Genomic DNA, 26,301 nt, shown 5'->3' on the forward strand with positions numbered 1-26,301 from the left:
GCTCGCGTGCTGGCAGTGCAAGCGTTCGGGCCGGGTCTGCCTCTCTTCCAGAAGTGGCGCTGGCGCGCGACATCCGTGCTCGGCGCGCGACCGACTCTCAGCGGGAGGGCGTGGCCCGCGGCCGCACGCGGATCGCGTCGGCGTCGGCGGTGATCTCCGCGTTCGCGTCCTGACCCAGCAGCGTCAACACCGCGCCCAGAGGCATGCCATCGAAGTGCAGCGACACCGTGTGATCGAGGTTCACGCCGTCGGCGATGTCCAGCGGCACGCCACTGGCACTGGCGATGCGTGCCAGCACGTCGCGGGCGCTCACTTCGGTGACGGAGAGCGCGATTTCCGCCTGTGCTCCGGTCGCCGCGTAGCTGGTGCCGGAGGTGAAGCGCACTTCACTGTTCGTGCCGACCGGAGCCGGCGCGGTGGTGGCCACGGGTGCGGCGGCGCTGTCCGGCGGCATCGCCGCTGCTGCACCGCTATCGGTGTCGTTGCGACAGGCGGACAGCACGGCAGCGATCGCGAGCATCACCAGCAGCGTGGGTTGACGGTAAACACGGGCATTGCGCATCGGATGCTCCTCAAGTGCGACGGATCGGATCGGAAGCGTGGAAGTACGCGCGCGAATCGCGGGTTCAGGACCCGGAACCGGGCGGCGTCCGCGGACGCACCCGGATGCCATCGGCGTGGGGTGTGATCACGGTGCCCGTTTCGTCTCCCGCCAGCTGCAGCACCGTGCGTATGGGAGCGCCGGTGAAATTCATCGACACACGCCGCTCCAGATCGAGGCCGGGGGCAATGTCCAGACCGGTGTCGCCTGCCGTCGCAATCTGCTCCAGCACATCGATGACGCGTTGGTCGAGCGCCAGCAGATCGAGTTCTGCGCGCGCATTGATCGCGGCGTATGGCGCGCCGCGCACGAAACGGACGCGGCCCGCTTCGATCTGCGCGCGCAATCCGGCGTCGCGCGCGATCGCGTCGAGCGTTTCGGCGGGGTCGAGGCCGGAAAGGTCGCGCCGCGCGCGCGGCACGCGCGAAAGCGCATCCGGATTTGCGAGTGTCCAGCCACCACGCGAAGCCGCATCCTGCGCACGCCCGAGGGCGACGTGGTCGGGCCCTTCAAACAGACCGTCTGCGTCGGCATCGTCCGCCGGCGCTTGGGCCGTGATCGCCGAGAGCTCACCTCCCGGGGCGGCATCCTGACGACAACCGGTCGCCATCACGATCGCGGCGAACGCAGCAAAGGTCAGCGCACTTTCAAATCGAACCTGCATTGCGGACTCCATTTCGTGATCAGGGAGCGGTTTCGGTCGATGCCATGCATGCAGAACTGTAGCGCGATGCCCTGACGTCGAGCGCTAGGATTCCAGCATCTCCGGCTTGAACAAAGCCCGCCGCGAGCGCGTCTCGCCGCCGAGCATGAACTGTCCGTCGCCACGGTAATGCACGGTGCGCGGCCATTTCGGTCGTGTCGCCGCGTGCGCGGCGACGACGCGCCAGACGAACAGTGGATAGTCTGCGGTGATCCGCGTTTCATGCAGGCGGCATTCGAAGCGGGCGTGGCACTCGCCGATACCGGGCGCGTCGACATCGCTGCTCTCCACCGCCGTCAATCCGAAGCGTTCGAACTTGTCCGCCTCCGTACTGCTGCAGTTGCCGATGCGCACCACGGTATCGAGCATGTCGGCGGTCGGCAGGTTGATCACACATTCGCGGCTGGCGCGCGCCAGCGCATGGCTGCGGTTGCCGGGGTCGATGTAGGTGCCGACGAGGTCGTAGCCCAGCATCATGTGCCAGCCCAGCGTCATGATGCCCCGCTCGCCATTGTGCGCGGTCGACAGCAGCACCACCGGCCCGGGTTCGAGATAGCGGCGCGTCTGGTCGGGCGGGATCGCGTGGGTGCGGGGCATGGCGCGGACCTTCAGGCGGGCCTGCGATTGCCGCAGGTCGGGGGTGAACGCGGTGTCGCCTGCTCAGTCGAGCGTGTGCACGGCGTCGGCCAGGCGACGCACATCGTCGCTGGTGTGGCTGACGTAGAGCATCGGCAGGCGCACCTCGTCGCGCACACGCTGCAGCCACGGAATCAGTTCTTCCCGCCGTGCTTCGTCGAGCGCCGACAGTGGTTCGTCGAACAGCAGCACCGCCGGCTGGGAGAGCAAAGCCCGGCCGATCGCGACGCGCTGCGCTTCGCCGCCGGACAGATTCGCTACCCGACGCTGCAGCAGGCCGCCGATGCCGAGCAGTTCGACCACGTGATCGAGTTCGAAGCGGTCGGCGCCGTCGTGGTGGCGGCCGTAGCGCAGGTTGCGCAGCACGTCGAGGTGTGGAAACAGGCGTGCATCCTGGAACACATAGCCCACGCGCCGGCGATGCGCGGGCACGTCGATGCGTGCGGCACTGTCGAACAGCACGCGGCCGTCGATCTCGATGCGTCCCGCGCGCGGACGCACGAGGCCCGCGATCGCGTTGAGCACGCTGGTCTTGCCCGCGCCCGACGGCCCGGTCAGCGCGAGCACACGCTGCGCGGCTTCGATGCGGATGTGGCGCGCGAAGCTGCCGCGGCGCAGGTCGATGTCGACGTGCAGCATCAGTCGTGCACCTCGCCGCGCTGGCGACGGACCAGCCACTCGGAGGCGAGCAGCGCGGCCAGCGAAATCGCGACCGAGACCGCCGCCAGCCGCCAGATGCCGGCTTCGCCATCGGGCACCTGCATCAGCCCGTAGATTGCCGACGACACGGTCTGCGTCTCGCCCGGAATGTTGGAGACGAAGGTGATCGTCGCGCCGAATTCGCCCAGCGCCTTCGCGAACGCAAGCACTGCCCCGGCGATCACGCCCGGCCACGCCAGGGGCAGGGTGATGGTGAGAAACACGCGCCACGGACTGGCGCCGAGCGTGGCCGCCGCTTGCTCGAGCCGCCGGTCGACGCTCTCGATCGACAGGCGGATCGTGCGCACCATCAACGGAAATCCCATGATCGCGCTGGCCAGCGCCGCGCCGGTCCAGCGGAACGCGAACGAGATGCCGAGCGTTTCTTCCAGCCAGCGACCGATCACGCCGTTGCCGCCCAGCAGCACCAGCAGTGCGTAGCCCACGACGACCGGCGGCAGCACCAGCGGCAGATGCACCAGTGCATCGAGCAGCGACTTGCCGAAGAACCGCCGGCGCGCGAGCAGCCAGGCGATCGCGATGCCGAATGGCAGGCTGCACAGCGCCGCGGCCGCCGCGACCTTCAGGCTGAGCCGGATGGCGAGGAGTTCATCGGGCCCGAAGCCCAGCAGGGTGCCTAGTTCGGCCATCGGTCAGCGGATCGAAAAGCCGTGCTGGCGGAAGATCGCCGACGCGGTTTCACCATCGAGCCAGCGTACGAAGGCATCGGCCTGCGGGTGGCGGCTGGCGGCGACGCGCGCGACCGGATAGACGATGGCCGGGTGGCTGTCGGCCGGGAATGTCGCCAGTACCTTGACCCGAGGTTCGGCTTTCGCATCGCTGCCGTAGACCACCCCCAGCGGCGCCTCACCGCGTGCGACGAGCGTCAGTGCCGAACGCACGCTGTCGGATTCGGCGATGCGCGGTTGCAGCGCGGGCCAATGGCCCAGCGATTCGAACGCAGCCCTGGCGTACTTGCCGGCCGGCACGCTGGCGGTCAGCGCCAGCGACAGGCGGCCGCGCGCGCCGAGCAGCGGCAGCAGATCGGTGTTGCGGGTGAGGTCGAATGGTGGCGCGGCGTTGCCTGCCGGCGCGACCAGCACCAGGGTGTTGCCGAGCAGCACGCGGCGTGAACCCACATCGATGCGCTTGCGCGCCTGCAGCCAGTCCATCCATTCCAGATCGGCGGAGACGAAAACGTCTGCCGGCGCGCGCTGTTCGATCTGCCGCGCGAGCGCGGAACTGGCGGCGTACGACACGCGCACCGGCTGCCCGGTGTCGCGCTGGTAGCGCGCGGCGGCGGCGTCCATCGATTCCTTGAGGCTGGCAGCGGCGAAGACCGTGATCGGCGCGCGTGCCTGCGCTTCGGGCGGCAGGACGGCGAGCGCGGTGAGCACGAGGAGCAGTAGGCTGGCGGATGCGCGCAGCCAGCGGCGAGCGCGGCGCAGGTCCATGTGGATTCCGGGGATCATCGCGACAGGATCAGGGCGCGGCGATGACGGTGATGCGTTCGACCTGACGCAGGCTGCGGGCCGGCTGCGTGTCATCGGGCACCAGCAGGCGCAGCGGACCGCTGTCGGCGTCGAGCGGCGCGTCGTCGCAGCGGTCGACCAGATAGACGCCGCGGTTGCCGAGCGTGGCATCGAGTTCGCCGAGCGAGAACACCGCGCGCGTGCCGCCACGCGCGCTGACCAGGACGTAGCGATCGAGCTGGGCACCGTGCAGTGGCGCATCCGGCATCGCGCCGCTGGCCTGCAGCAGCGCGGTCAGCGCGACGCCCTCGCAGCGCAGAGGTTCGCCTTGCATCACGGCTTCGACCCGATGCCGGGTCAGCGACGCACGCGCGGCCGGATCGAGCGGCACGACGACAGGCGAGGGGGTGACCGGCAGGCCGGCCCGCTGATGTGCGGCCGGGTCATGCAGCCCGGGCGTCTGCGCGTGGGCCGTGGTCGCGCACAGCAGTACCAGCGCGAGCAGATGTGGGCCACGGAACATGGAGCGCCCTCCTGACGAGCGATCGAGCATAGCGACGGGTCTTCGCTGCGACAACGCGGCTTCAGACCGTGTCGATCGGCAGTTTCATGTAGCGCACGCCGTTGGATTCGGCTTCCGGCAGCGCGCCGGCGCGGATGTTGGTCTGCACCGATGGCAGGAGCAGCGCCGGCATCGGCAGCGTGGCGTCGCGGGCCTCGCGCAGGGCGACGAAGGTGGCCGCGTCGATGTGGTGGCCGACGTGGATGTTCTCGCGCTTCTGCGCGCCGATCGTGGTTTCGCAGGCCACCGCGCGGCCGCCGGGGCCGTAGTCGTGGCAGACGAACACACGCGTGGCGTCGGGCAGTTCGAACATGCGCTGTATCGAGCGGTACAGCGTGGCCGCGTCACCGCCGGGGAAATCGCAGCGCGCGGTGCCGCCGTCGGGCATGAACAGCGAGTCGCCGGTGAACAGCGCATCGCCGATCAGATAGGCGTTGCTGTCGCTGGTGTGGCCGGGCACCGGAATCGTGCGGCCTTCGAGCGTGCCGATCGCGAACCGGTCATCGGCGGCGAACAGCCGGTCGAACTGCGAACCGTCGACCGGAAAATGCGCGTCGAGATTGAAGATCGGCCGGAAGGTCTTCTGCACCGTGCGGATGCCGTCGCCGATCGCGAGCCGTGCATCCGGCAGTTGCCGGCGCAGCCAGTCGCCGGCCGAGAGATGGTCGGCGTGGGCGTGCGTTTCGAGGATCCACTGCACGTCGAGGCCGTGCGCCTGCACGTGCCCGAGCAGCAACATCGCCGAGGCCGTCGACGTGCGCGCCGAGGCCATGTCGAAGTCCAGCACCGGATCGACGATCGCCGCCGCGTTCGAGGACGGATCGCGCACGATGTAGCTCCACGTGCCGCTGCCGGCGTGGTGGAACGGGGTGACCTGCGGTTGCGGCATCGCGACCTCCAGCCCGTGGGACATGGCCGATGCTAGTCCACGCGGCGCGCGTGGAGGTTGCGATCGCGTAATGTCAGCGTTGCGCCGGCGTGGCGAGCGCGGCGTTCAGCAGTGCGCCGAGACGGGCGCCCGCATCGCGCAGTTCCTGCTCGGCCTGCGGTAGGTGCGTGGTCACGTAGGCCTCGTTGACACGCGCGCGGCGCGGGTAGACACCCGGCGACACCGCGATGCGGCAGGCAGCTTCGGCCCAATCGGCAGCCGGTGGCGGCAGGCGCACCGGGGCGTTGGCATTGGCCGATGGCGCGCGCGCACCGATCCGCGCCAGCCAGGCATCGCCGGACAGGTTCTGGCTGTTGAGCATGCCGCTGTCCCAGAACGCGTGCAGGTTGGTACCGCGTCCGCGGAAACTGATCTGCCGATTGTTGCCGCCGCGGTCGTGGCCGTAGCCGGCATGCATCGGCTGGTGCGCATCGCCGGTGAAATGCACGACGAACTTCAGCGCCTGCGCCCGCTCGGCGCGTGGGCGGGTGCGGTCGGCGAGGATCGCGGTCTGGGTCTTCAGCGCTTCGACCACGCAGTTGCCGTCAGGACAGTCGCGTTGCATCTCGTAGCGACAGTTCGACTCGCCGATGTTGACGTAATGCCAGCGCGCCGAGCGCTTGCCCAGGTCCGGATCATGCTCACGCAGTTCGTCGGCCCAGCTGGCGACGCCGGGCAGGGTGGGATCGGGTTCGCCGGCCAGCAGCCGGGCCACCTCGGCGCGCGCGGCAGGCGTCAGATCGCGCTCGGCGACCTGCGCCACCAGACGGTGGCCGAGCTTGCCCCAGGCGAGGGCGGAAGAGGGGAGGGCGAAGGCGGCCAGCAGGCCGCCGCACAGAAGGATTCGACGCAGCATGGGCGCAGTTTAACCGGCCGGGCTCCGCCGGGCTCAGCGGCGGGGTTCTCGTGCTCGAATCCGTACATCAGCGGCGTCCCATGTTCGGGCGAATCGATGCCGGGCACGCGTGCCAGTGGCGCCTGGGCGAAGACGTCATGCCGGAGAAGGTGCTCGTTCGGGTGAACGGGTCTGGTCGCGCGCCGCGCCTGCTGCGAAGGGCGCGCCCTGCTGGGGCGCAGCCAGCGCCAAGGGTTCGATTTCAACCCTGGCAATCAGGCGCTTGGTGAAGTAGCTGTCTGTGTAGTAGCGGATTTTCCTACACAGCACCGGGTGTGCGAGGCCTTCGTAGAGCACGATCTCCTTCGCGGGCCCCATCGCTTTGAGTTCCTGCGGCAGCATCAGCGCGCGGCGTTCCAGCACCTCGTTGTCGGACACGTTGCTGACACCGCCATGCGAACGCGTGCGCGCTCGGCGACGGACAGTGGTGAAGCCCAGCATTTCGGAATAGTCGTTCGCGTCCTGCTGCTCGCGCGGGGCGTAGATGATCTGGAGCGCGTGGTTCGTGATGATCGTGCGCGAGAGTTCTTTGCCGTAGACCGCGTCCAGCTGCGCCATCGACTGGATGATGGGAAGCAGGCGCAGGTTGTAGCCGGCCATGTAGGCAACGGCTTTGGCGATGATGTCGACACGGCCGATCGAGGTGAACTCGTCCATCAGCAGCAGGCACTGGTGCTTCAGTGACGCGTCGTTCTGCGGCAGCGTCCGGGTGTTGACGTTGATCAACTGGCTGAAAAAGAGATTCACGATCAGGCGGCTTTCGGCCAGCTTGTTGGGCTGGATGCCGACGTAGATCGTCATGCGCTTGCGCCGGACATCGTCAAGGCGGAAATCATCGCCGCTCGTGGCGGCGTCGAGCACCGGATTGAGGAATGCGTTGAGGGGCTCGCGGAACGTGCCGATGATCGAGGCGAACGTCACGTCGGCTTGCGAGAGCAGGCCTGCAAATGCCGTGCGCGCCTGGGCGCTCAGAAAAGGTGCGCTTGCCAGTATCTGGATATGGGGTTTGAGCTCGGTGCCATTGCCCGACGCGAGGCGCAGGATCTCGCCGAGCGTGGGCTTCGGTGCGTCGTCGATCGCATCGGCCTGTTCGAACAGATACAGCGTGAAGCCCAGGAATGCGTTCCGCGCCTGGCCGGTCCAGAACTTGTCTTTGTCATCGCCATCCGGATAGAGCATCGCGGCGATCGCCTGCACGTCCGATACGCGGAACGAAGGATCCGAAGACACATAGGTCATCGGATTCCAGCGGTGCGAGCACCTGTCCTCAGCGAACGGGTTGAACAGGAAGACATCGTGTCCGATCGAGCGGCGCCAGCCCGAGGTCAGGTCGAAGTTCTCCTGCTTGATGTCGAGTACCACCGCCGACTCGCGGTAGTCGAGCAGGTTCGGGATCACCACCCCCACGCCCTTTCCGGAGCGGGTTGGCGCGGCCAGGATCACGAACTGCTGACCCGAGAGGCGCAGCAGCTTTCCATTCATCCGACCAAGCAGAATGCCGTCGTCGCGATGTTTCAACAGGCCGTTGTTGGCAAGGTCCAGCATGCCCGCGAAGCGCGCTTTGCCGTGGATGTTGCGATGGCTGCGGAGCTTGAACAGCATCACCACCAGCGCCAGCCAGACCAGACACATGAGTCCGAAACCGATGGCGCCGGCGGTCCAGATCCGCCATGCATAAGGTGCGACCTGTGGATGATCGACGACGCTGACGTAGGCATACCAGGTGCCGATACCGAGCAATGCGGTATCGAGTCCGAGCAGGACCAGCACGAGGTAGCCGGACAGATAGAGCGCTGCGACAGCAGCGCCGGCGGTCGCGAGCGCTGCGCAGATCCAGCGTTCAGTCGACATGTCGCCCCCTGCACGCAAGTTTCTTCAGAGCGATGCGCATGGTCATGATCATGGACCCGCCTCGCGTGCGTCGACGAAGACGTAGTGGTCGTTTGACGGCCAACGCCGGAGTCCGTCCTCGAGCTTGACGCAGGGGCGGCCATCGCACGCGGTGATCGAAACCTGCTGCAGGGCCTCCAGCACCTCTGCGCGCACGCTCGCGTTTGCGGCGCGTTCCAGATTGAGTTTCGCGACATACGCGCTTGCGCCCACAACGGCGACGCCGCCGAGGACGAGTGCCAGCAGCGCACCAGTTCCCAGAAGTCGCGTCCGGGCACCCAGCCCGGCATGGGTGCGTTCAAGGTGTGCGACAAGATGTTCAAGACGGCGCGCAGCGGCGTCCGCGCGCCCGGTCGTGACGTCAAGCTGGCCTGTCAGAGCGTCGCGCACGGCCGTCGCGGTGGAACGGAGCAGTGCATCGCGTCCAGCCGCTGCGTGTTCCGCGACACCGGATGCAGCCTCGCGCAATGCACTGGCGGCCATGCGTTGATCCGCCGTTGCCTGCTCGCATTGTTGCGTCAGGTGCGCGGCCAGTAACGCAGCGCTCGCGACGAAATCTTCCATCTGGGCCCGGTCCATCGCGCGCTCTGGTGCGTTTGCGTTGAAGAAGAGAATGCGGGTCGAGGCATCGCAGGTGCCGCTGTGATTCTCCGGAGTAACGGGTCGGAAAATCACCCGACTGCATGCGGGCATCGCGTCATCGCGTGTCGGGTACCTCCGCGCGCATCGCAGGAAACAGCGCTTGGCGCGCAGGCCAGGCCTGAGCTAACTCCCGTATTTCAGGCGAAATCCCGCGTGTGTTGCGTTGGTCGCCGGCAGAGGGCGCAGGGCGACCATGCGGCGCGAGGACGCGTTGACGCGAATTTTCCGGCTCGTTTAGCTTCGAGGCGTCATCGCTTTGCAGGCCGACCGACGAGGTGTCATGCAGAGCGGCCAGGGGACGTGCTTCCGGCATCCGTGTGCTTGATCGAGTGCAGGCCACGCCGTCGGACGCACATATCAGGGAAGAGTCGCGTGGTTACGAGCAGACCAGTTACGGGATGGCTATCCGCAGGCGTCGTCAGCATCTGGCTGGCCGCGATGGCGGGGTGCGCAACGCCGCAGGCCGCAGACCCTCGTGGAAAGTGGCGCCCGGTCCACCAGTTCTCGGAGGTGCCGCAGGCGATTCCGCTGCAACAGGCTTACGTGTTCCAAGCGTTCCCGTCGGATCAGACCCTCAAGTCATTGCTCACACGCTGGTCCAGCGATGCCGGTCTGCGCCTGTCCTACCTCCACGCGAGCGATTACACGCTGCACGCGCCTGTCGCCCTGCTCAGGACCACGAGCATCCAGCAGGCCTCCGCAGCGCTCACCGCGGCCTACGCGGCACAGGGCGTTCAGGTGTCGGCGGAGCGTGGCGCGATCGTGGTGAGTCGAGCGCAGGCGGCAGAGGCCGGTGCCGCTGGCGGCGCGGACTGACGGGGCGGTCATGTTCTCCAAGCGCGCCCAATCGCCCGAGATCGACCGTGCCGTGGCGCACGGCGTCAGCTACGAGCTCACCTTGACCGATCAGATGCGACGCAGCGAGCGCCGGGCCTGGCGTGTGGCCGGCTGCGCTGTCGCGATGTCGCTGGTGCTCGCCGGCGGCTACCTGCTGTTCCTGCCGCTGAAAGAGCGCGTGCCGTACCTGGTGATGGCCGATCCCTACACGGGGACCGCCAGCGTCGCGCGGTTGTCCGGCAACTTCAACGAGCGCGACGTGACGATGGAAGAAGCGGTCAACAAGAGCAACGTCGCCCAGTTCGTCTTGGCACGTGAATCCTACGATTCGGGACTGATCGGCCAGCGCAACTGGCGAACCACCCTCTCCATGGCCGGTCCGGCCGTGGCGCCTGCCTACATCAATCTGCATTCCGAGCACAATCCAGAACGCCCGTTCCGCCTCTACGGCACCGGCCGTTCGGTGCGGACACGGATCCTGAGCATCGTGCTGATCGGCGGCGGCGAGGGGCGGCGTCCGTCAGGGGCGACCGTGCGCTTCCAGCGCAGTCTGTACGACAAGTCCAACGGGCGGGTGGAACCGATCGACGCGCGGATCGCGACGCTCGAGTTCGCCTACAACGCCGAGCTCCGGCTGAGCGACGAGGATCGCCTGCTCAATCCGCTCGGCTTCCGGGTGAGCAATTACCGCGTCGATCTCGACTTCGCTGCCGGGCCTGTTCCGGAACGCGACTTCCCGCGCCCTGCGGCATCCCTTCCGGCGAATGCGGACGCCATGCCGCCTCAGGCGTGGGCCGCCGGCGACGACGATGCCGAGCCGATCGCCCCTGCCATGACCGGAGACACCCCATGAGGCGCGGTGTACAGATTTGCTCGATCGCGTCCGTCATCCGCGCGACGGCAGTGCTGCTGCTGGCCTGTTCGCTGCCGGCGGGCGCACAGGTGGTGGAGGAATACGCCTACCAGCCCGATGCCGTCTACCAGGTGCGGACCGGTCTGGGCATCACGACCCAGATCGAGCTCAGTGCGCACGAGCAGATCCTCGACTACAGCAGCGGGTTCAGTGGCGGATGGGAGATCAGCCGCCGCGACAACGTCTTCTACGTCAAACCGAAGAACGTCGATGTCGACACCAATCTGCTGGTGCGCACCGCCGCCCATGCCTACATCTTCGAGATGAAGGTCGTCGCGAGCGACTGGCGCTCCCTCGACCAGGCACGGGCCGCGGGCGTCCAGTACAAGATCCGCTTCAGCTATCCGGGGGATACCCGTTTTGCACCCGATGCCACCGAGCCAGCCGAGGTCGCCACCGAGCTGAGCACCGGCTTGCAGCCGGATCGCCAGTATCACTTCCGCTACGACTACACACAGCACCGGCGCACGCCGCACTGGCTGGTGCCCTCGACGGTCTACGACGACCGGCGTTTCACCTACATCCGTATGGGTGACCGCACCCGATTCCCCAGCGGCAACTTTCCCGCGGTGTTCGCTCGCGACAGTGAGGACGGCGACGAGTTCGTCGTCAATTCGACGGTGGAGGGCGATGTGATCGTGGTCCACGGGACGTATCCCTATCTGGTTGTCCGACACGGTGCCCACGTGGTCGGCCTGCGCAGGAGCAGCGAGCCATGAGCGAGCATCCCGTCGACAGCGGTCGCGCAACGGACCCGGACCGCAGGGGCCCGGCGAATCCGTACGAGGCGCGATTCGGCCCACATGCGGATCTCGACGCGGATGCGCCGGTGCTGCAGTCGGCCGATGTGCAACGCCTCAACCGCCGCGCGCTCGTGTTTCTAGCGGGCATCGTGGTGCTGCTCGGAGGCCTCGCGTTCTGGGTATTCTCAGGAGGTGGCCCGACCGGTGAGGATGCACGCCCCCGGACGCAGGCTGCAGAACAGATCGTGATCCCGGCGGCGCCGCGGGATCTCCCCGAACTTCCGGTCGCCAGGGCGGAGGTACCGCCGCCGGAGTTGCCTCCGCTGCCGGTGATCGAGGATCCCCGTGCACCCACATCGGGTGGTATGGGCGAGGCACTGTCGGGCGGCGCGTTCTCCGGCAGCCAGTTGCCGTCGCTGCTGGAACGACGGATGCAGGATGTCGCAGGCAGCTCGGGCATGTCCGCCATGCCTGGCGCAGGACCGGACGGGATGCCGGTCGCATCCGGCGGATTCGGCGGAACCGAGCCGGCATCGGTCATGCAGGCGCCCGCGGACGGGCCCACCAGTGCGCGCCCGCTTTACAGTCCCGACACGCTGCTGCTGCGGGGCACCTATATCCGCTGCGTCCTGCAGTCGCGCGTCATCAGCGACTTCCCCGGCTACACCTCGTGCATCGTGACCGAGCCGGTGTACTCGGTGAATGGCAGGCGCCTGCTGCTGCCGCGCGGCTCGAAGGTCATGGGCTTCTACAATGCCGACAGCGTCATCGGCGATCGCGCGGGAATCATCTGGGACCGGATCACGACGCCGACCGGGCTCGACGTCAACATGCGAAGCCCCGGCGTCGACGCGCTCGGCGCCGCCGGCAATGCGGGTCACTACAGCGCACACTGGGGCCAGCGGCTCGCATCGGCCCTGTTGATCAGCACCCTCAGCGACGCCTTCAAGTACGCCGCTGCAGAACAAGGCCGGCCGCAGACCTCGTTCGGCAATGGGTTCGTGGTGCAGAACCCCTACGAGAGCAACACCGCGCGCACGCTCGAGCGGATGGCCAACATGGCGCTGGAACGCAATATGGCGCGTCCGCCCACCGTCACGATCAACCAGGGCACGCTGGTCAACGTCTATGTCGCACGCGATGTCGATTTCTCGGCCGTGGTGCGCTGACCGGCCATGGATCTCCAGCCCGCCACCGTCGCGCAACTCTCCAACCGGTTTCTCGAGTACCAGTACGAGGTGCTCGGTATCGGCGCGCACATGCAGTCATCCGACGTCACCGAGATCTGCATCAACCGTCCGGGCGAGGTGTATCTGGAATCCCGTGACGGCTGGCGCCGGATGGACGTGCCCTCGCTGACCTTCGAGCGTGCGCGGCAGTTCTGCACCTCGATCGTCAACGAGAGCAACACCGGACAGCGCATCACCGACGTCGATCCGATGGTGTCGTTGACGTTTCCCACCGGGCAGCGCGCACAGTTCGTGATTCCGCCGGCCTGCGATGCCGGGCGTGTGTCGATCACGATCCGCCTGCCGTCGCGCTACGCAAGGACGCTCGACGAGTACGAGCGCGATGGCTTCTTCGGCGAAATTCCCGAGGCGTCGGCGTCGATCAGCGATCAGGACCGCGAGCTGCTCGAACTGCGACGCTCGCGTGACTACGCGCAGTTCTTCCGACAGGCCGTCCGCTACCACAAGAACATCGTCGTAGCCGGCGCGACCGGCAGCGGCAAGACCACGTTCATGAAATCCCTCGTCGACCATATTCCGGAGCAGGAGCGGCTCGTGACGATCGAAGACGCCCGCGAGCTGTTCCTGCGCCAGCCGAACGTCGTGCATCTGCTGTACTCGAAAGGCGGGCAGAGCGCGAGCAACGTCACCGCCAAGAGCTGCATGGAGGCCTGCCTGCGCATGAAGCCGGATCGGATCATCCTTGCCGAGCTGCGCGGCGACGAGTCGTTCTACTTCATCCGCAACTGCGCCTCCGGCCATCCGGGTTCCATCACCAGTTGCCATGCGGGCAGCACCGAACAGACCTGGGACCAGCTCGCGCTGATGGTCAAGGCATCGGCCGAGGGCGCTGGCCTGGAATTCGATGTCATCAAGCGCCTGCTGCGCATGACGATCGAGATCGTCGTCCACATCAAGGCGCATGCGGGCCGACGCTTCATCACCGGGATCGACTTCGATCCCGAACGGGCACTGGCGGCATGAGCCGGGCGACAACACCCCGTCGGCGCACGCCGCGCTGTGCACCCCTGTCGATGGAGGTGCTCTGATGCTGCCGGGCATGGAACTGATGGGCTGCGCGGGACTGGCGGTACCCGCCGAGGTCATGCACCACGTGGTCCGCGTCGAGTCTTCGTACAACCCGTTCGCGATCGGGGTGGTCGGTGGTCGCCTGGCGCGTCAGCCGAGGAGCCTCGAGGAGGCGGTCTCCACCAGCCGGATGCTGGAACGCGAGGGCTACAACTTCTCGCTCGGACTGGCGCAGGTGAACCGCCACAACCTCCGGCATTACGGTCTGGACTCCCACGAGAAGGCCTTCGACATCTGCCCCAACCTGCGGGCCGGCGCGCAGATTCTGTCCGAATGCCACACCCGGGCCGGCGGAGACTGGGGCAAGGCCTTCAGCTGTTACTACTCGGGCAATTTCGTCACCGGCTACCAGCACGGCTACGTGCAGAAGGTGCTCGCGTCCTGGCGGGCCGTGGCCCCTGCGCAATCGATCCCGGTGATCCGCAACGCCGCGTCATCCACGACGCCGAGCCGTACGCGCGACACCACGACGGCGTCATCGCGGGTCGCCAATCGCGTCCAGGAAGCCGCCCGCACGCAGCACGCAGACGGCTCTGCGAGTGAAGCGGCGATCGCCAGGCAGGCCACTCCTGCGGATGTGCCGGCGGGTCCAACAACGGGTGGCCACACGGTGGCCACCCTCCAGATGCCGCACGCGCCGGCCCCGCAGATCGACGACGGCGCTCCGGTGACGGTGCGGCTCAGTTCGGCACCGGCCCAGCCGAGCGCGCCGCCATCGAGCGCCTCCCGCCGACCTGTACCGCCCGGCGAACCCATCGATACCGCATTCGTGTTCTGAGCAAACCGTACTGCGCTGGAATTCCCACCGACAACGACAAGGACGAGATCATGCTGAAGACCATCACCCCGGCCCACACCCGCCATCCGCGCCCGTCGCTGGGCGCAGCGCTTGCATGCGGGGCGCTCGCATTGCTCCCCACCATTGCCTGGGCCCAGGATGTCGCTGGCGCGACCACACGGGTGCAAAGCTTTTTCGGCAACATCAACGCGTTGTTGAACGTCGCCTCGATCGCGGTCGTCACCATCGCGATCATCTTTGCCGGCTACCAGATCGCGTTCAACCACAAACGCATCGGTGACGTCGCACCCGTACTCATCGGCGGCTTCCTGATCGGCGCCGCAGCGCAGATCGCCAAGATGCTGCTGCCCGACGATGTCACCTCGACCGCCATGGCCGTGGTCCAGCTGCTGCCGGGCTATGCGTAAGGACATCCTGTTTCGCGGCTGCACGCGCCCGCCGATGTTCATGGGCGTGCCCTACCTGCCGTTCGCAGCGGGGGCGGGCGCCTGCCTGTTGCTGACGTTCTACATCGACATGTTCTTCCTGGCCCTGCTGCCGTTCGTGATCATGGTCATGCGGCAGATGGCGCGACGCGACGAGATGATCTTCCGGCTGCTCGGTCTGCGCTGGATGTTCCGGCTCAGGGCACGGGAGGTCAGCCGGCGCGGGAACGTCTGGATCTTCACGGCCAACAGCTATCGGCCTGTGATCCACGATGGCCACAGGGTCCCCTGACCGTGCGCGCGCCTGCGACGTCGATCGCCGAGTTCGTGCCTCTGTCGGCCCATGTGTCGCCGCACGTGGTCAAGACCACTGGCGGCGACTACCTGCTGACGTGGCGCCTGGGCGGGTTGCCGTTCGTCGGGCGCGAGACCTGGGAGCTCGAGCACCGGCACGCGACCTTCAACCGCATGCTGCAGACCTTGCGCGCCCCAGACTTCGTCAACGTCGCCTTCTGGGTCCACGACGTGCGCAGGCGCGGCCGTATCGAGATGCCGGCGGCATTTGACCAGGCCTTCAACCAGGCATTGTCCGACCGCTACTTCGACGCGCTCTCTTCGCAGAAGATCATGCAGAACGAGTTGTATCTGACGATGATCTTCCGTCCGGTCGTCAGCGGAAAGAAACTCGTCGAGAAATCCTCGGATCTCGCCCGCCTCCAGGCCGAGCAGGACCAGGCCGTGACCAAGCTCGTCGAGCTGGCCGGCAATGTGGAGGCTGTGCTCAGAGATTACGCACCCGCCCGGCTGGGCATGTACACCGGCGCCAACGGGGTCGTGTTCTCCGAGACGCTGGAGCTGTTCGCCTACCTGTTGAATCGCATCGACGCGCCGGTGCCGGTGCTGCGTGCACCGGTCTGTGACTATCTGCCGGTCAGCGGGCACACGTTCTCGGCGCGCACCGGTGACTTCGTGGTCAGCACGCCGGGGCGCGGCAACCAGTACGGCGCGATCCTCAACATCAAGGAATACACCGACGCGACCTGGCCCGGCATCCTCAACGCGCTCAAGTACCTCGACTTCGAATACGTCATCACCCACTCCTTCAGCCCGATGGGCCGGCAGGATGCGTTGAAGGTGCTCGACCGCACCAAGGGCATGATGATCTCGTCAGGCGACAAGGCGGTCAGCCAGATCGCCGAGCTCGACCATGCAATGGATGAAATCGCCTCGGGCAACTTCGTGCTCGGCGAATACCATTTCATCATGGCCCTGTACGCCCCGGACCAGCAGTCTCTGGCGGAGCAGATCGCCACCACGCGCGCGGAGCTTTCGAATGCCGGTTTCGTGTCGGTGAAGGAGGATCTCGCGGTCTGCGCGTCGTTCTATTCCCAGCTGCCGGCGAACTGGAAGTTCCGCACGCGGCTGGCCAACGTCAGCTCGTTGAACTTCCTCGGCCTCTCGCCGCTGCACAACTTCGCGACCGGCAAGCGCGCGCACAATCCCTGGGGAGAAGCGGTCACCGCGCTGCAGACCACGAATGGCCAGCCGTATTACTTCAACTTCCACGCGACGCATCCGGCCGAGGATTCGCTCGGGGAAAAAGCGATCGCCAATACGATGGTGATCGGCAAGTCCGGTACCGGCAAGACGGCGCTGATCAATTTCCTGCTCAGCCAGGTGCAGAAGTTTGACCCGGTCCCGACGATCTTCTTCTTCGACAAGGACCGCGGCGCCGAGATCTTCGTGCGGGCGTGTGGTGGCGCCTATCTCGCACTGGAGAACGGGGCGCCCACGGGATTCAACCCGTTCCAGTGTGAGCGCAACGAAGCCAACGTGCAGTTCCTCGCCGGGCTGATCAAGGTACTCGCCGGGAAACTCCAGTACACCGCGCGCGAGGACGAGGACATCCATCGCGCGGTAGAGAGCATTCTCGACATGCCACCGCCACTGCGGTCGATGGGCAACTTCCAGAAGAGCCTGCCCAACATGGGCGACGACGGCCTGTATGCGCGCCTGCGCAAGTGGACGGCCGGAAACGCACTGGGCTGGGTATTCGACAACCCGGTGGATGTCATCGATCTGGAGCGCGCGAACATCATCGGCTTCGACTACACCGATGTGATCGACAATCCCGAGATCCGGGTGCCGGTCATCAACTATCTCCTGCACCGGCTCGAGGCGCTCATTGATGGCCGCCGCCTGATCTACGTCATGGACGAGTTCTGGAAGATCCTCGACGGCGGCGGCGCGCTCAAGGAGTTCGCCAAGAACAAGCAGAAGACGATCCGCAAGCAGAACGGCCTCGGCATCTTCGCCACGCAAAGCCCTGAGGACGCATTGGCGAGCGACATCTCCGCCGCACTGATCGAGCAGACCGCGACGCTGATCCTGTTGCCGAATCCGAACGCCTCCCGAAAAGATTACGTCGAAGGCCTGAAGCTGACCGATGCCGAGTTCGAGGTCGTCCGCTCGCTCGACGAGCGCTCGCGCAGCTTCCTGGTCAAGCAGGGGCATGCGTCGACGGTCTGCCAGTTGAACCTGCGCGGCATGGACGATGCGCTTGCGGTCATTTCTGCGAGCACCGACAACATCGAGATCATGCATCGGGTCGTAGCCGAGCAGGCAGTTTTCGCTGGCGTGGCGCCGGGAACGCTCGATCCCGGGCAGTGGCTGCCGGCGTTCTACGCAGAACGGAAAGGATCAGGCCGAGCCCCGCCGAAAGAGATGCGCGGAGAGCGAGTCGCGCAATCCGACTTGGCGACGCCGGTGGATCGATGAGCATGGAAACCCGCACGTACACAGGAGGTGTCGCTTGAAGTCCCGGATAGCTCAACAGGCGAGAACGCGCAGCCTCGCCAGCGACCTGCAGCGCACGTTCGGATTCGAGCCCGGCTGGCCCCGCGCGAGGCGACGGTTCGTTGTCGCCATTGCTGTCGCGGCTGTTCTCGCGACGGGTGCAGCCGCGGCCGCATGGCAGGTCCACGATCGCGAGACCTACCAGCAGGTGCAGCAACTGCGCGACCGGATCGGCGGAGGCGGCAGCAACACCGTTGTGGGCGAACTGCAGAAGGTCAACACGCGATTGCAGATCGATCACAAGCCGACCAGCGAAACCGTTGAACTGCTCGCCGAGCCGGAAGGTACTGCATGGCTCGACCCTGCCGCGCCTTCGGCCGCGGCTTTGAGCATAAGCAGGCTGTGTCCGTCGGGCGTGTCAAGTGGGCTTGGACAACGGCAGCGCACGCTGTGCCGCGAAATGGTGCAGACCGAACTCGCGCAGTACGCATTTGCGATGCGCATGTTCAAGCGTGCCGCCGAACATCACGCGCGACTCGAGGCGATCGAGCAGCGGCGTCGCGCACTGGGAACCGACGATTACGCGGATCTGCAGGCCAACTCGAACGAACTGCTGGCACTGACCGCGCTGATGGACAACGACCGTGATCGCTACCAGACCTATATGCGCGCTTACGAGGCGCGGGTCGCGCACATCCGGCACACGCAGATCGCGTTGGCGCGAAATCTGTTCAAGGGCAGGGGCGGCGTGGACCTCCCCGCTTCGCTATAACGACATCGGAGTTCGACATGGACAGTCTGGCCGGCCTCGCCCAGTGGGCGTTCTTCGCGCTGATCTTCGAGTTCCTGAATTCGCAGATCGCCTCGTTCCAGACCGGTCTCATCGCGCGCGGCACCCAGTTCGTCAGTGGACTCGCCCTCACCCTGTGCACGCTCTGGGTGTTGATGCAGGGCTTCATGATCGTGACCGGTCGCAGCCGTGAATCGATGATGGGCCTGGTTGTCGGTTCCTTGCGGGTCTTCCTGATTGTCTCCGCCGCCACCGCCATGTCGTTTGCCGGGACTAACCTGACCAGCTTTCTTGCTGACGGCTTACCGAAGTCGATCAACACCATCGTGACCGGCACCGACGAAAAGCCCGAAGAGTCGATCGACAAGAACCTCAAAATCATGGGGCTGATCTTCGTGCTGGTCGATCGCATCGGCGCAGGTAATGACGATCCGGACAACAAGACGAGCCAAGACCGAACGATTACGTTGATGGGAATCGGTATCGCGGGACCCTCGGTGGTCGGTGGCGCAATGTTGCTGCTCTACAAGATTGCCTTGGTACTTTTTGTCGGCTTCGGTCCTTTGTTCATCCTGTGCCTGATGTTCGAGCAGACCAAGGAGCTGTTCAAACGGTGGTTGCTTTATGGACTCGGCACGATGTTCAGCCTTGCAGTCCTGTCCTTCATGGTGTCCGTTGCGACAAAGCTGGTCGCCATTACTGCTGCCGCTCTCCTGGTGCAATACACGCTGCTGACACAGGATGTCATCGACCTGCCGGGAGTCATTCCACCAGGTGGCCTCAACGCCGCAGCGATGCAGCAGGGCGGCATCGGCCTGCTGATGTCTGTGTTGATGGTGATGGCGCCCCCGATGGCGGCGATGTTCTTCAGCGGAACGCTTGGCCAGTTTGCTGCGAACTCCAGCTTTGGTACGCTCGGAAGGAATAGCTCCGGTCAACGAACCGACTACGAACAGCGGGTCGCTGACGATTCAGATAAGAGAAACGCAAGTGGTGGCGGATAGTTTCTTTTATGCTTGCCAGAGGAATTTGTATGAGAAGGAATCTCTTTGTTTGCGTATTAATTTCGGTGTTTTCCCTTGCCGTGCCGCAGGAGGCAGGGGCCCAGGATCCGAATTCGCAGCACTACAGAGACACGGTTGTGCTCCCCGCGCTAGGTATGGGAGATACGATTTCAGGAGATCGATCTACTGCGCGCGATCAAGGTGGAGGCTGGGGCGCACTCGCCATTAGTCAACCTTTCGATATTTTCGGAATTTCGCTCGAGCAGCACGATGAGGTGAGTGCGCAACGTCAAGCTGTCCAGATTTGTGAGGCACGCGGAGGCCAACGTTGTGCAGGGAGGCTTACGTTCCGGAATACGTGCTTTGCGTTGGCTAGCGGCGGCGGCCATTGGGGAGGCGCTGCAAGAAGTCGTCAGCGCAGTGCTGATCGAGTTGCCCTGCAGAACTGCCGGGAGTTTGGCGGCGGCTCCGAATGCGTAGTGATCGAACGGACCTGTAGATAAAGGGTGACGTCAGAAAGAAAATACATAAGCCGCCCCATACACCAGCGGATCAATTCGCGCGGCCCCCAGCTTCACCCCATCCAGCCGCACGTCGCTTTCGATATCCATCCACCGCGCGTCCAGCCGCAACTTGCCGGGTCCCGCCTGGATGTCGACGCCGGCATGCAGCGCCAGGCCCCATGAATCGCCGAGGGCGAGCTTTGCGCCCGCGAGTACACTGCGGGTCTCTTCTTCGAAGAACGTCGTGTAGTTGAGGCCGGCGCCGAGGAACGGTGCGACGCGCGCGTGGGGCGCGAAGTGGTACTGCAGGCTCAGCGTCGGCGGGAGATGTTTGGTGCTGCCGATCCGGCCGAGGCCGGCGATATCGAGATCGTGGCGGAACGGGGTGGCCGCGAGCAGTTCGACGCCGATGCGGTCACGCACGAAGTATTCGACCGCGATCGTGGGCCGGGTGCTGCCGCCGATCGACAGCGGCAGGGCGCCGCCGGCGAGGCTGCCGTTGTCGGATTTCGGATTCACGTGATGCGCGCCGAGGGCAACGGTCCAGTCGCCGGCCGACTGGGCGGCGGCGGGCAGGGCGGTCGCCAGACAGGCGAGGGCGATCAGGGAGAGGGGCAGCGTGCGCATCGAGCGTTTCCGGTCGTCGTGGGATGCTGGCAGTGTTCGGGCCGCCCGCTGCGAACGCCTTGATTGGAATCATTGCGCACGCCGCGTGGTGCTGGCACGGGGCCCGGGATCAGCGCGGCTGGTAGACTGTGCAGCGCTGTCCGGGCTGGCGCCCACGCGCCGCGCGGCCACGTCTTTCCCACTTTTGCCGCGTGCGCGCGGCTGCAGGAGTCCGGATTCATGGCGATCAAGGTTGGCATCAACGGCTTCGGCCGCATCGGCCGCAACGTGCTGCGTTCGGCAGTGGAGAACTTCGACGGCGATATCGAGATCGTCGCGATCAACGATCTGCTCGAGCCGGACTACCTGGCCTACATGCTGTCCTACGATTCGGTGCACGGCCGCTTCAAGGGCACGGTCTCGGTCGAGGGCAACACGCTGATCGTCAACGGCAAGAAGATCCGTCTGACCCAGGAACGCGACCCGGCCAACCTGAAGTGGGACGCAGTGGGCGCCGACGTCGTCATCGAGTCGACCGGCCTGTTCCTGACCAAGGACACCGCGCAGAAACACATCGATGCCGGCGCGAAGAAGGTCATCCTGTCGGCGCCGTCGAAGGACGAAACGCCGATGTTCGTCTTCGGCGTCAACGACAAGACCTATGCCGGCGAAGCGATCATCTCCAACGCCTCGTGCACCACCAACTGCCTGGCGCCGATCGCGAAGGTCATGCACGACAAGTGGGGGATCAAGCGCGGCCTGATGACCACCGTGCACGCGGCGACCGCGACGCAGAAGACCGTCGACGGCCCGAGCAACAAGGACTGGCGCGGCGGCCGCGGCATCCTCGAGAACATCATTCCCTCCAGCACCGGCGCGGCCAAGGCCGTCGGTGTGGTGATTCCGGAGCTCAACAAGAAACTGACGGGCATGAGCTTCCGCGTGCCGACGTCCGACGTGTCGGTGGTCGATCTGGTGGTGGAACTCGACAAGCCGGCGAGCTACGAGGAGATCTGCGCCGAGATGAAGGCGCAGAGCGAAGGCGCGCTGAAGGGCATCCTCGGCTACACCGAGGACAAGGTGGTCGCCACCGATTTCCGCGGCGAGACCTGCACCTCGGTGTTCGATGCCGAGGCCGGTATCGCGCTGGACCCGACCTTCGTCAAGCTGGTCAGCTGGTACGACAACGAATGGGGCTACTCCAACAAGTGTTTGGAGATGGTCCGCGTGGTGGCGGCGAAGTAACCGCCGCGTTGATCATTGCGCTACCCGAGGCCCCGCACATGCGGGGCTTCTTGTTTTCGGGAGTTCGCCGCGTAAGGTGGCCGGGGGGCGCCGTCCGGCGCAGTGGGGGTGTCATGGAAGAACTTCTCGTGCTGGTCGGGCTCGCATTGCTGGCGGTGCCGGTTCTGCTGATCGTCTGCCTGGTCATGCTGTCCGGCCTGCGCCGCCGCGTCGCGGATCTCGAAAATCTGAGCGAACGCCTGCGCGCGGAGATCGCCGGTCGGGCGATGCCGCCAGCGCCTGTCGAAACTGCGGCCCCGCGCGACGTACCCGCGGCCCCAGTGTCGACGCGCGTCGAAGAACTGTCCGCGCCAGTGCCGCCCGCCGCGACCGCGCCGCCCCCGGCGTCAGCGGCCCCGCCTGCGTCCGTGTCCGCGCCACCGCCATTGCCGCCGGCCCCGCCGCGCGAGGTCAGGCACTACCCCGCGCCTGCGCGTCCCGCACAGTCCGCGGCCCCTGCCGCGCCGGTCGGCCCCGACGTGTTCGAGCGCGGCCTGCGTCTGGTCCGGCAGTGGTTCACTTCCGGCAACGTGCCGGTGAAAATCGGCATGCTCGTGCTGTTCGCCGGCGTCGCCGCGCTGCTGAAGTACGCCAGCGACGAGGGGCTGCTGCAGGTGCCGGTGTCGGTCCGGCTCGCGGGTGTGTCGGTGGCCGCGGTCGCGGGTCTGGTGTTCGGCTGGATGCGCCGGGACAGCCATCGCACGTTCGCGCTCAGCCTGCAGGGCGGGATGATCGGCATCCTGCTGCTGGTCGTGTTCGCCGCGTCGCGGATGTTCGGGCTGGTACCGATGGAATTCGCGTTCGCCGCGAGCGTAGCCCTGGTGTTCGGCGCCGGTGCGCTGGCGGTGCTGCAGGGCGCGATGGCGCTGGCGGTGTTCGCCGTACTGGCCGGCTTCCTCGCGCCGATCTGGCTGTCGACCGGCGGCGGCAACCACGTTGCGTTGTTCGGGTACTACGCGGTGCTCAATGCGGCGATCGTCGGCATCGCGTGGTTCCGCGCATGGCGCCTGCTCAACCTGCTCGGCTTCGTCTTCACCTTCGGCATCGGTACGCTCTGGGGCGTGCTCGATTACGAGGCCACCGACTACGCGTCCGCGCAGGCGTTTCTCGTGTTGTTCTTCGCGATCTATCTGGCGGTGCCGTTGCTGCACGCGCGACGCCGGCCGATGGGGCGTCGCGATCTGATCGACGGCTGCCTGGTGTTCGGCGCCCCGCTGATCGCGTTCTCGCTGCAGTCGGGTCTGATGCGCGACGACACGACCACGCTGGCGCTGTGCGCGCTCGGGCTCGCGGCGATGTATGCGGGCCTGTCGTGGTGGCTGCGTCGGGGTGGTCGCTTCGAAGTGCTGCAGCAGTCGTACGCGCTGCTGGCCGCGGGCTTCGCGACGCTGGCCGTGCCGCTGGCGCTGTCGGCGCAGGCGACTGCCAGCGTGTTCGCGCTCGAAGGTGCGGCGCTGGTGTGGCTGGGCCTGCGTCAGCAGCGGCGCCTGCCGCGCTGGTCCGGTATCGCACTGCAGGTCGCGGCGGTGGTCGCCTACGTGTTCGCCGCAGGCAATACGACCGTCAGTGAAACGCCGTTCGCGCATGGCCTGTTCGTCGGCGCGATGCTGTTCGTGGTCGCCGGGCTCGCGATTGCGTGGGCGTACTCGCGTGCGGGCGCGGCTGTGCCCGCGCGGCTGGCCTACCTCTGGGCGATGGTCTGGTGGCTCGGCGCGTGGACGCTGGAGCTGCAGCGCGTGTTGCCGGGGCGCGACTTCCCCGATGCGCTGCTGGTCCTGGCGGCGGTCACGGGGTGGCTGGCCGCCGAGCGCAGTCGGCGCGTGTTCGATCCGCTGCTGGCCGGCACGGCCTGTGTCGCGTTGGCGGCAGCGCTGCCGTTGGCCTTCCTGCAGGCCGAGGCGCATCAGCACCCCTTCGCCGGCAACGGCCTCTGGGCGTGGCTCGTCTTCGCCGCACTCGGCGTGCGCAGCTTGCTGTGCCTGCGCGTCGGCGACAGCGGATTCGCCCGCGCTGCGCAGTTCGTCTGGTGGCTGCTGTGGCCGTTCGCGGTGTCGCTGCTGCTGGTGCAACGGTCCGAGCGGATCGCTGGCGGCGATGGCTGGTGGCTGGTCGCGGCGGTCGCACCGTGGCTGGCGATCACCACCGTGGCGCTGTTGCGCTGGCAGTGGCTCACGCATCCGCTGGGCGCGAGCTTCGACCCGATGCGCGCGGCATTCCGGACCGTCTGCTGCGCGCTGCTGATCATCTGGTGGCTGCTGGCGCTGGGCAATGCGGGCAACCCCGCGCCGCTGCCGTGGATCGCCCTGGTCAATCCGCTCGATCTCGCACAGGTCGCGGTGCTGTTGCTGATCGCGCGCTGGCTCTGGCGCGGCGATGCGCCGTTCGATGCACGCGCCCGGGTGCCGCTGCTGTCGGCCGGCGCGTTCCTGCTGGTCACCGTGATCACGCTGCGCGGCGCGCATCACTGGGGCGGCGTGCCTTGGAGCGACGCGCTCGCGGGCAGCAGCCTGGCGCAGACCAGTCTGACGATCGTCTGGAGCGTGCTCGGCGTGCTCGGCTGGGTCATCGGTTCGCGGCGCGGCCAACGTGTGCTGTGGCTGGCCGGCGCCGTGCTGATGGCGATTGTGCTGGCCAAGCTGGTGCTGGTGGACCGCAGCCATCTCGGCAATCTGTGGGGCATCGGCTCGTTCATCGCCTACGGCCTGCTGTGCACAGTCGTCGGCTTCTTCGCGCCCGCGCCGCCGCGCACCCCGATCCTCGAACCGGCACAGGAGACCGTCGCATGAACCGGACGCTGAAATGCCTGGCCGTCCTCACCGGCGGCGTCCTCTGCAGCGCGGCGATCGCGGTCAACGGCGACGACACCTTCGTTGCGCAGTGGCCGCTGGCCTTGCCGTCGCCCGATGCCGGCGCCTACCAGGTCGAACTCGACGATGCGGTCTATGCGACCACGGTCTCGCCGGCGCTGCGCGATCTGGTGGTGGTCAATGGCGATGGCCGACAGGTGCCTGCGCTGCTGCAGTCGGCCCCTGCGCCCGCGGCACGGCGCACGGCACAGGCGTTGGCCTGGTTCCCGCTGCCGGCGACGGCGGCGCGCGCAGGCAGCGACATCGCCGCGATTAGCGAAGTCGATCCCGACGGCCGCCTGCGGCGCATCCAGTGGCAGTCCGCGCCGGGCGATGCGCCCCCGGCCGCGCTGCTGGTGGATGCCGGCGCGTCGGCGCTGCCGCTGCAGGCGCTGGTGCTGGACTGGGACGTCGCCGACGTCGCGTTCGAACGCACGATGCGGGTCGAAGGCTCGGAGGATCTGCGCGACTGGCGGCTGCTGCCTGCAGGCGGCCGTCTGCTCGACCTGCGTCGCGGCGAGGCGCGCCTGGTCGAGCGACGCATCGTGTTCGAGACGCCGGTGCGCACGCGTTACCTGCGGATCACGCCGGGTGCCGGCGCCGGTACGATGCCGGCAGTCGTGTCGGTCACCGGCGAATCGCCTGCGCTGGCCGATGCGCCCGCACTGCAATGGCGTGCGCTCGAAGCCTCCGGCCCGGTCGATGCCGAAGGGGGATTCGTCTTCCGGCTTGATGCGCGCGTACCCGTGACCCACGTCGATCTCGGTCTGGATGGCAATGCAACCGCGCGCTGGACGCTGTCGGTGCGCGAGGCCGACGACGCGCCGTGGCGCACGATCGCCAATGACTGGCTCGTCTACCGGGTCGGCACGGATGCGGCCTCCCGCACGCCGCCGCGCGCGCTCGACACGACGCTACGCGCGCGGCAGTGGCGGCTGGTGCCGGATGCGCCGTTTGCCGGCGCTGCGCCGTTGCTGCGACTCGGCTACCGGCCGGAGCGTCTGGTGTTCGTCGCCGAGGGGGCTGCACCGTTCTCGCTGCGGGCGGGCAGCGGGCGCAGCGTGCGCGTCGATGCGGCGGTGGCACCGTTGCTGGCCGATCTGCGGGCGCGCAACGGCGGACGCTGGCAGCCCGCGCTCGCGACGCTGGGCGCGCGCACGGACCTCGCCGGCGCTGCCGCGCTGGACGATACGCCGCCACGTGACTGGGGGACGTGGCTGCTGTGGGGCGTCTTGCTGCTGGGCGTGCTGCTTGTCGGTGGTTTCGCGCTGAGTCTGCTCAGGGCACCGAAGCCGCATTGAGGTCGCGATGTGGGCGCGCGCTAGTGCCCGCATCCCTCTTCGGGGACGCGCGATCGGGCTTCGTCGGGAGGGCTCCGTCGCGCGCGAGCGCACTCCTACAGGCCAGGC

At 66.9% G+C, this 26,301-nt stretch carries 26 protein-coding genes and 1 pseudogene; 15 read left to right on the plus strand and 12 right to left on the minus strand.

The annotated features are described in order from the left end of the window. Positions 1–97: 97 nt before the first annotated feature. From AC3IRM_RS03775 to AC3IRM_RS03825, 11 genes and pseudogenes are all read right to left on the minus strand, one after another. A complete protein-coding gene (locus AC3IRM_RS03775) occupies positions 98–562 on the minus strand; it encodes a hypothetical protein (RefSeq protein WP_489204931.1) in 465 nt (154 codons plus the stop codon). Between the two features lie 64 nt (positions 563–626). Next, positions 627–1,277 carry a hypothetical protein gene (locus tag AC3IRM_RS03780; protein ID WP_489204932.1) on the minus strand — a complete coding sequence of 217 codons (651 nt, stop codon included), beginning with the start codon at positions 1,275–1,277 and terminating at the stop codon, positions 627–629. A gap of 72 nt (positions 1,278–1,349) precedes the next feature. Then, positions 1,350–1,901: a flavin reductase family protein gene (locus tag AC3IRM_RS03785; RefSeq protein ID WP_489204933.1), complete on the minus strand. Its 552-nt coding sequence runs from the start codon at positions 1,899–1,901 to the stop codon at positions 1,350–1,352. Positions 1,902–1,964: 63 nt separating this feature from the next. After that, the gene (locus tag AC3IRM_RS03790) at positions 1,965–2,579 is read right to left on the minus strand and encodes an ATP-binding cassette domain-containing protein (protein ID WP_489204934.1); all 615 of its coding nucleotides are present in this window, start codon (positions 2,577–2,579) and stop codon (positions 1,965–1,967) included. Next, entirely contained in the window at positions 2,579–3,289 is a 711-nt protein-coding gene (modB, locus tag AC3IRM_RS03795; RefSeq protein WP_489204935.1) for a molybdate ABC transporter permease subunit, read from the minus strand. Before modB ends, AC3IRM_RS03790 begins: the two co-directional genes overlap by 1 nt. A 3-nt stretch (positions 3,290–3,292) precedes the next feature. Beyond that, on the minus strand, positions 3,293–4,087 hold the full coding sequence (gene modA, locus AC3IRM_RS03800; protein WP_489205825.1) for a molybdate ABC transporter substrate-binding protein: 795 nt from the start codon (positions 4,085–4,087) through the stop codon (positions 3,293–3,295). A gap of 34 nt (positions 4,088–4,121) precedes the next feature. Then, positions 4,122–4,634, minus strand: coding sequence for a molybdopterin-binding protein (locus tag AC3IRM_RS03805; protein WP_489204936.1), 513 nt, complete (start codon positions 4,632–4,634; stop codon positions 4,122–4,124). 61 nt (positions 4,635–4,695) lie between these two features. After that, positions 4,696–5,562: an MBL fold metallo-hydrolase gene (locus AC3IRM_RS03810; RefSeq protein WP_489205826.1), complete on the minus strand. Its 867-nt coding sequence runs from the start codon at positions 5,560–5,562 to the stop codon at positions 4,696–4,698. A gap of 73 nt (positions 5,563–5,635) precedes the next feature. Beyond that, positions 5,636–6,424 carry a S1/P1 nuclease gene (locus tag AC3IRM_RS03815; protein WP_489205827.1) on the minus strand — a complete coding sequence of 263 codons (789 nt, stop codon included), beginning with the start codon at positions 6,422–6,424 and terminating at the stop codon, positions 5,636–5,638. Between the two features lie 255 nt (positions 6,425–6,679). Next, positions 6,680–8,347 (minus strand): annotated as a pseudogene (locus AC3IRM_RS03820) (type IV secretory system conjugative DNA transfer family protein); the annotation flags it as partial. A 48-nt stretch (positions 8,348–8,395) separates the two neighbouring features. Further along, positions 8,396–9,061 (minus strand): hypothetical protein, encoded by a 666-nt coding sequence (locus AC3IRM_RS03825; protein ID WP_489204937.1) that lies wholly within the window; start codon positions 9,059–9,061, stop codon positions 8,396–8,398. Between the two features lie 477 nt (positions 9,062–9,538). On the opposite strand from AC3IRM_RS03825, the gene AC3IRM_RS03830 reads away from it, so the two are divergent. The 12 genes from AC3IRM_RS03830 to AC3IRM_RS03885 all read left to right on the plus strand — a co-directional run bounded on the left by AC3IRM_RS03830 (position 9,539) and on the right by AC3IRM_RS03885 (position 20,156). Further along, a complete protein-coding gene (locus AC3IRM_RS03830; protein ID WP_489204938.1) occupies positions 9,539–9,844 on the plus strand; it encodes a hypothetical protein in 306 nt (101 codons plus the stop codon). Next, positions 9,822–10,718: a VirB8 family type IV secretion system protein gene (locus AC3IRM_RS03835; protein ID WP_489204939.1), complete on the plus strand. Its 897-nt coding sequence runs from the start codon at positions 9,822–9,824 to the stop codon at positions 10,716–10,718. The genes AC3IRM_RS03830 and AC3IRM_RS03835 overlap by 23 nt, the downstream gene beginning before the upstream one ends. Beyond that, positions 10,715–11,497: a TrbG/VirB9 family P-type conjugative transfer protein gene (locus AC3IRM_RS03840; RefSeq protein ID WP_489204940.1), complete on the plus strand. Its 783-nt coding sequence runs from the start codon at positions 10,715–10,717 to the stop codon at positions 11,495–11,497. The genes AC3IRM_RS03835 and AC3IRM_RS03840 overlap by 4 nt, the downstream gene beginning before the upstream one ends. Next, the gene (locus AC3IRM_RS03845; protein ID WP_489204941.1) at positions 11,494–12,690 is read left to right on the plus strand and encodes a TrbI/VirB10 family protein; all 1,197 of its coding nucleotides are present in this window, start codon (positions 11,494–11,496) and stop codon (positions 12,688–12,690) included. The genes AC3IRM_RS03840 and AC3IRM_RS03845 overlap by 4 nt, the downstream gene beginning before the upstream one ends. A gap of 6 nt (positions 12,691–12,696) precedes the next feature. Beyond that, positions 12,697–13,734 carry a P-type DNA transfer ATPase VirB11 gene (virB11, locus tag AC3IRM_RS03850; RefSeq protein WP_489204942.1) on the plus strand — a complete coding sequence of 346 codons (1,038 nt, stop codon included), beginning with the start codon at positions 12,697–12,699 and terminating at the stop codon, positions 13,732–13,734. 76 nt (positions 13,735–13,810) lie between these two features. Continuing rightward, complete coding sequence (locus AC3IRM_RS03855; RefSeq protein WP_489205828.1) at positions 13,811–14,617, plus strand: lytic transglycosylase domain-containing protein; 807 nt, start codon at positions 13,811–13,813, stop codon at positions 14,615–14,617. Between the two features lie 50 nt (positions 14,618–14,667). Beyond that, positions 14,668–15,045, plus strand: coding sequence for a TrbC/VirB2 family protein (locus tag AC3IRM_RS03860; protein ID WP_489204943.1), 378 nt, complete (start codon positions 14,668–14,670; stop codon positions 15,043–15,045). Continuing rightward, the gene (locus AC3IRM_RS03865) at positions 15,038–15,355 is read left to right on the plus strand and encodes a VirB3 family type IV secretion system protein (RefSeq protein ID WP_489204944.1); all 318 of its coding nucleotides are present in this window, start codon (positions 15,038–15,040) and stop codon (positions 15,353–15,355) included. The genes AC3IRM_RS03860 and AC3IRM_RS03865 overlap by 8 nt, the downstream gene beginning before the upstream one ends. A gap of 2 nt (positions 15,356–15,357) precedes the next feature. Then, positions 15,358–17,841: a VirB4 family type IV secretion/conjugal transfer ATPase gene (locus AC3IRM_RS03870; protein ID WP_489204945.1), complete on the plus strand. Its 2,484-nt coding sequence runs from the start codon at positions 15,358–15,360 to the stop codon at positions 17,839–17,841. A 34-nt stretch (positions 17,842–17,875) separates the two neighbouring features. Further along, complete coding sequence (locus tag AC3IRM_RS03875; protein WP_489204946.1) at positions 17,876–18,631, plus strand: hypothetical protein; 756 nt, start codon at positions 17,876–17,878, stop codon at positions 18,629–18,631. Positions 18,632–18,648: 17 nt separating this feature from the next. Further along, positions 18,649–19,653, plus strand: coding sequence for a TrbL/VirB6 family protein (locus tag AC3IRM_RS03880; RefSeq protein WP_489204947.1), 1,005 nt, complete (start codon positions 18,649–18,651; stop codon positions 19,651–19,653). A gap of 155 nt (positions 19,654–19,808) precedes the next feature. Then, a complete protein-coding gene (locus AC3IRM_RS03885) occupies positions 19,809–20,156 on the plus strand; it encodes a DUF4189 domain-containing protein (RefSeq protein WP_489205829.1) in 348 nt (115 codons plus the stop codon). A gap of 9 nt (positions 20,157–20,165) precedes the next feature. On the opposite strand, the gene AC3IRM_RS03890 is transcribed toward AC3IRM_RS03885, so the two are convergent. After that, a complete protein-coding gene (locus AC3IRM_RS03890) occupies positions 20,166–20,783 on the minus strand; it encodes an OmpW/AlkL family protein (protein ID WP_489204948.1) in 618 nt (205 codons plus the stop codon). A gap of 219 nt (positions 20,784–21,002) precedes the next feature. Between AC3IRM_RS03890 and gap the strand changes: the two genes are divergently transcribed. From gap to AC3IRM_RS03905, 3 genes are all read left to right on the plus strand, one after another. Continuing rightward, the gene (gap, locus tag AC3IRM_RS03895) at positions 21,003–22,007 is read left to right on the plus strand and encodes a type I glyceraldehyde-3-phosphate dehydrogenase (RefSeq protein WP_489204949.1); all 1,005 of its coding nucleotides are present in this window, start codon (positions 21,003–21,005) and stop codon (positions 22,005–22,007) included. Positions 22,008–22,120: 113 nt separating this feature from the next. Then, positions 22,121–24,832, plus strand: a complete 2,712-nt coding sequence (locus tag AC3IRM_RS03900; protein ID WP_489204950.1) for a DUF2339 domain-containing protein — start codon at positions 22,121–22,123, stop codon at positions 24,830–24,832. Further along, a complete protein-coding gene (locus AC3IRM_RS03905) occupies positions 24,829–26,193 on the plus strand; it encodes a DUF3999 family protein (RefSeq protein ID WP_489204951.1) in 1,365 nt (454 codons plus the stop codon). Before AC3IRM_RS03900 ends, AC3IRM_RS03905 begins: the two co-directional genes overlap by 4 nt. The last annotated feature ends 108 nt before the right edge of the window (positions 26,194–26,301 follow it).

The organism is Luteimonas sp. KH_071 (assembly GCF_057838005.1).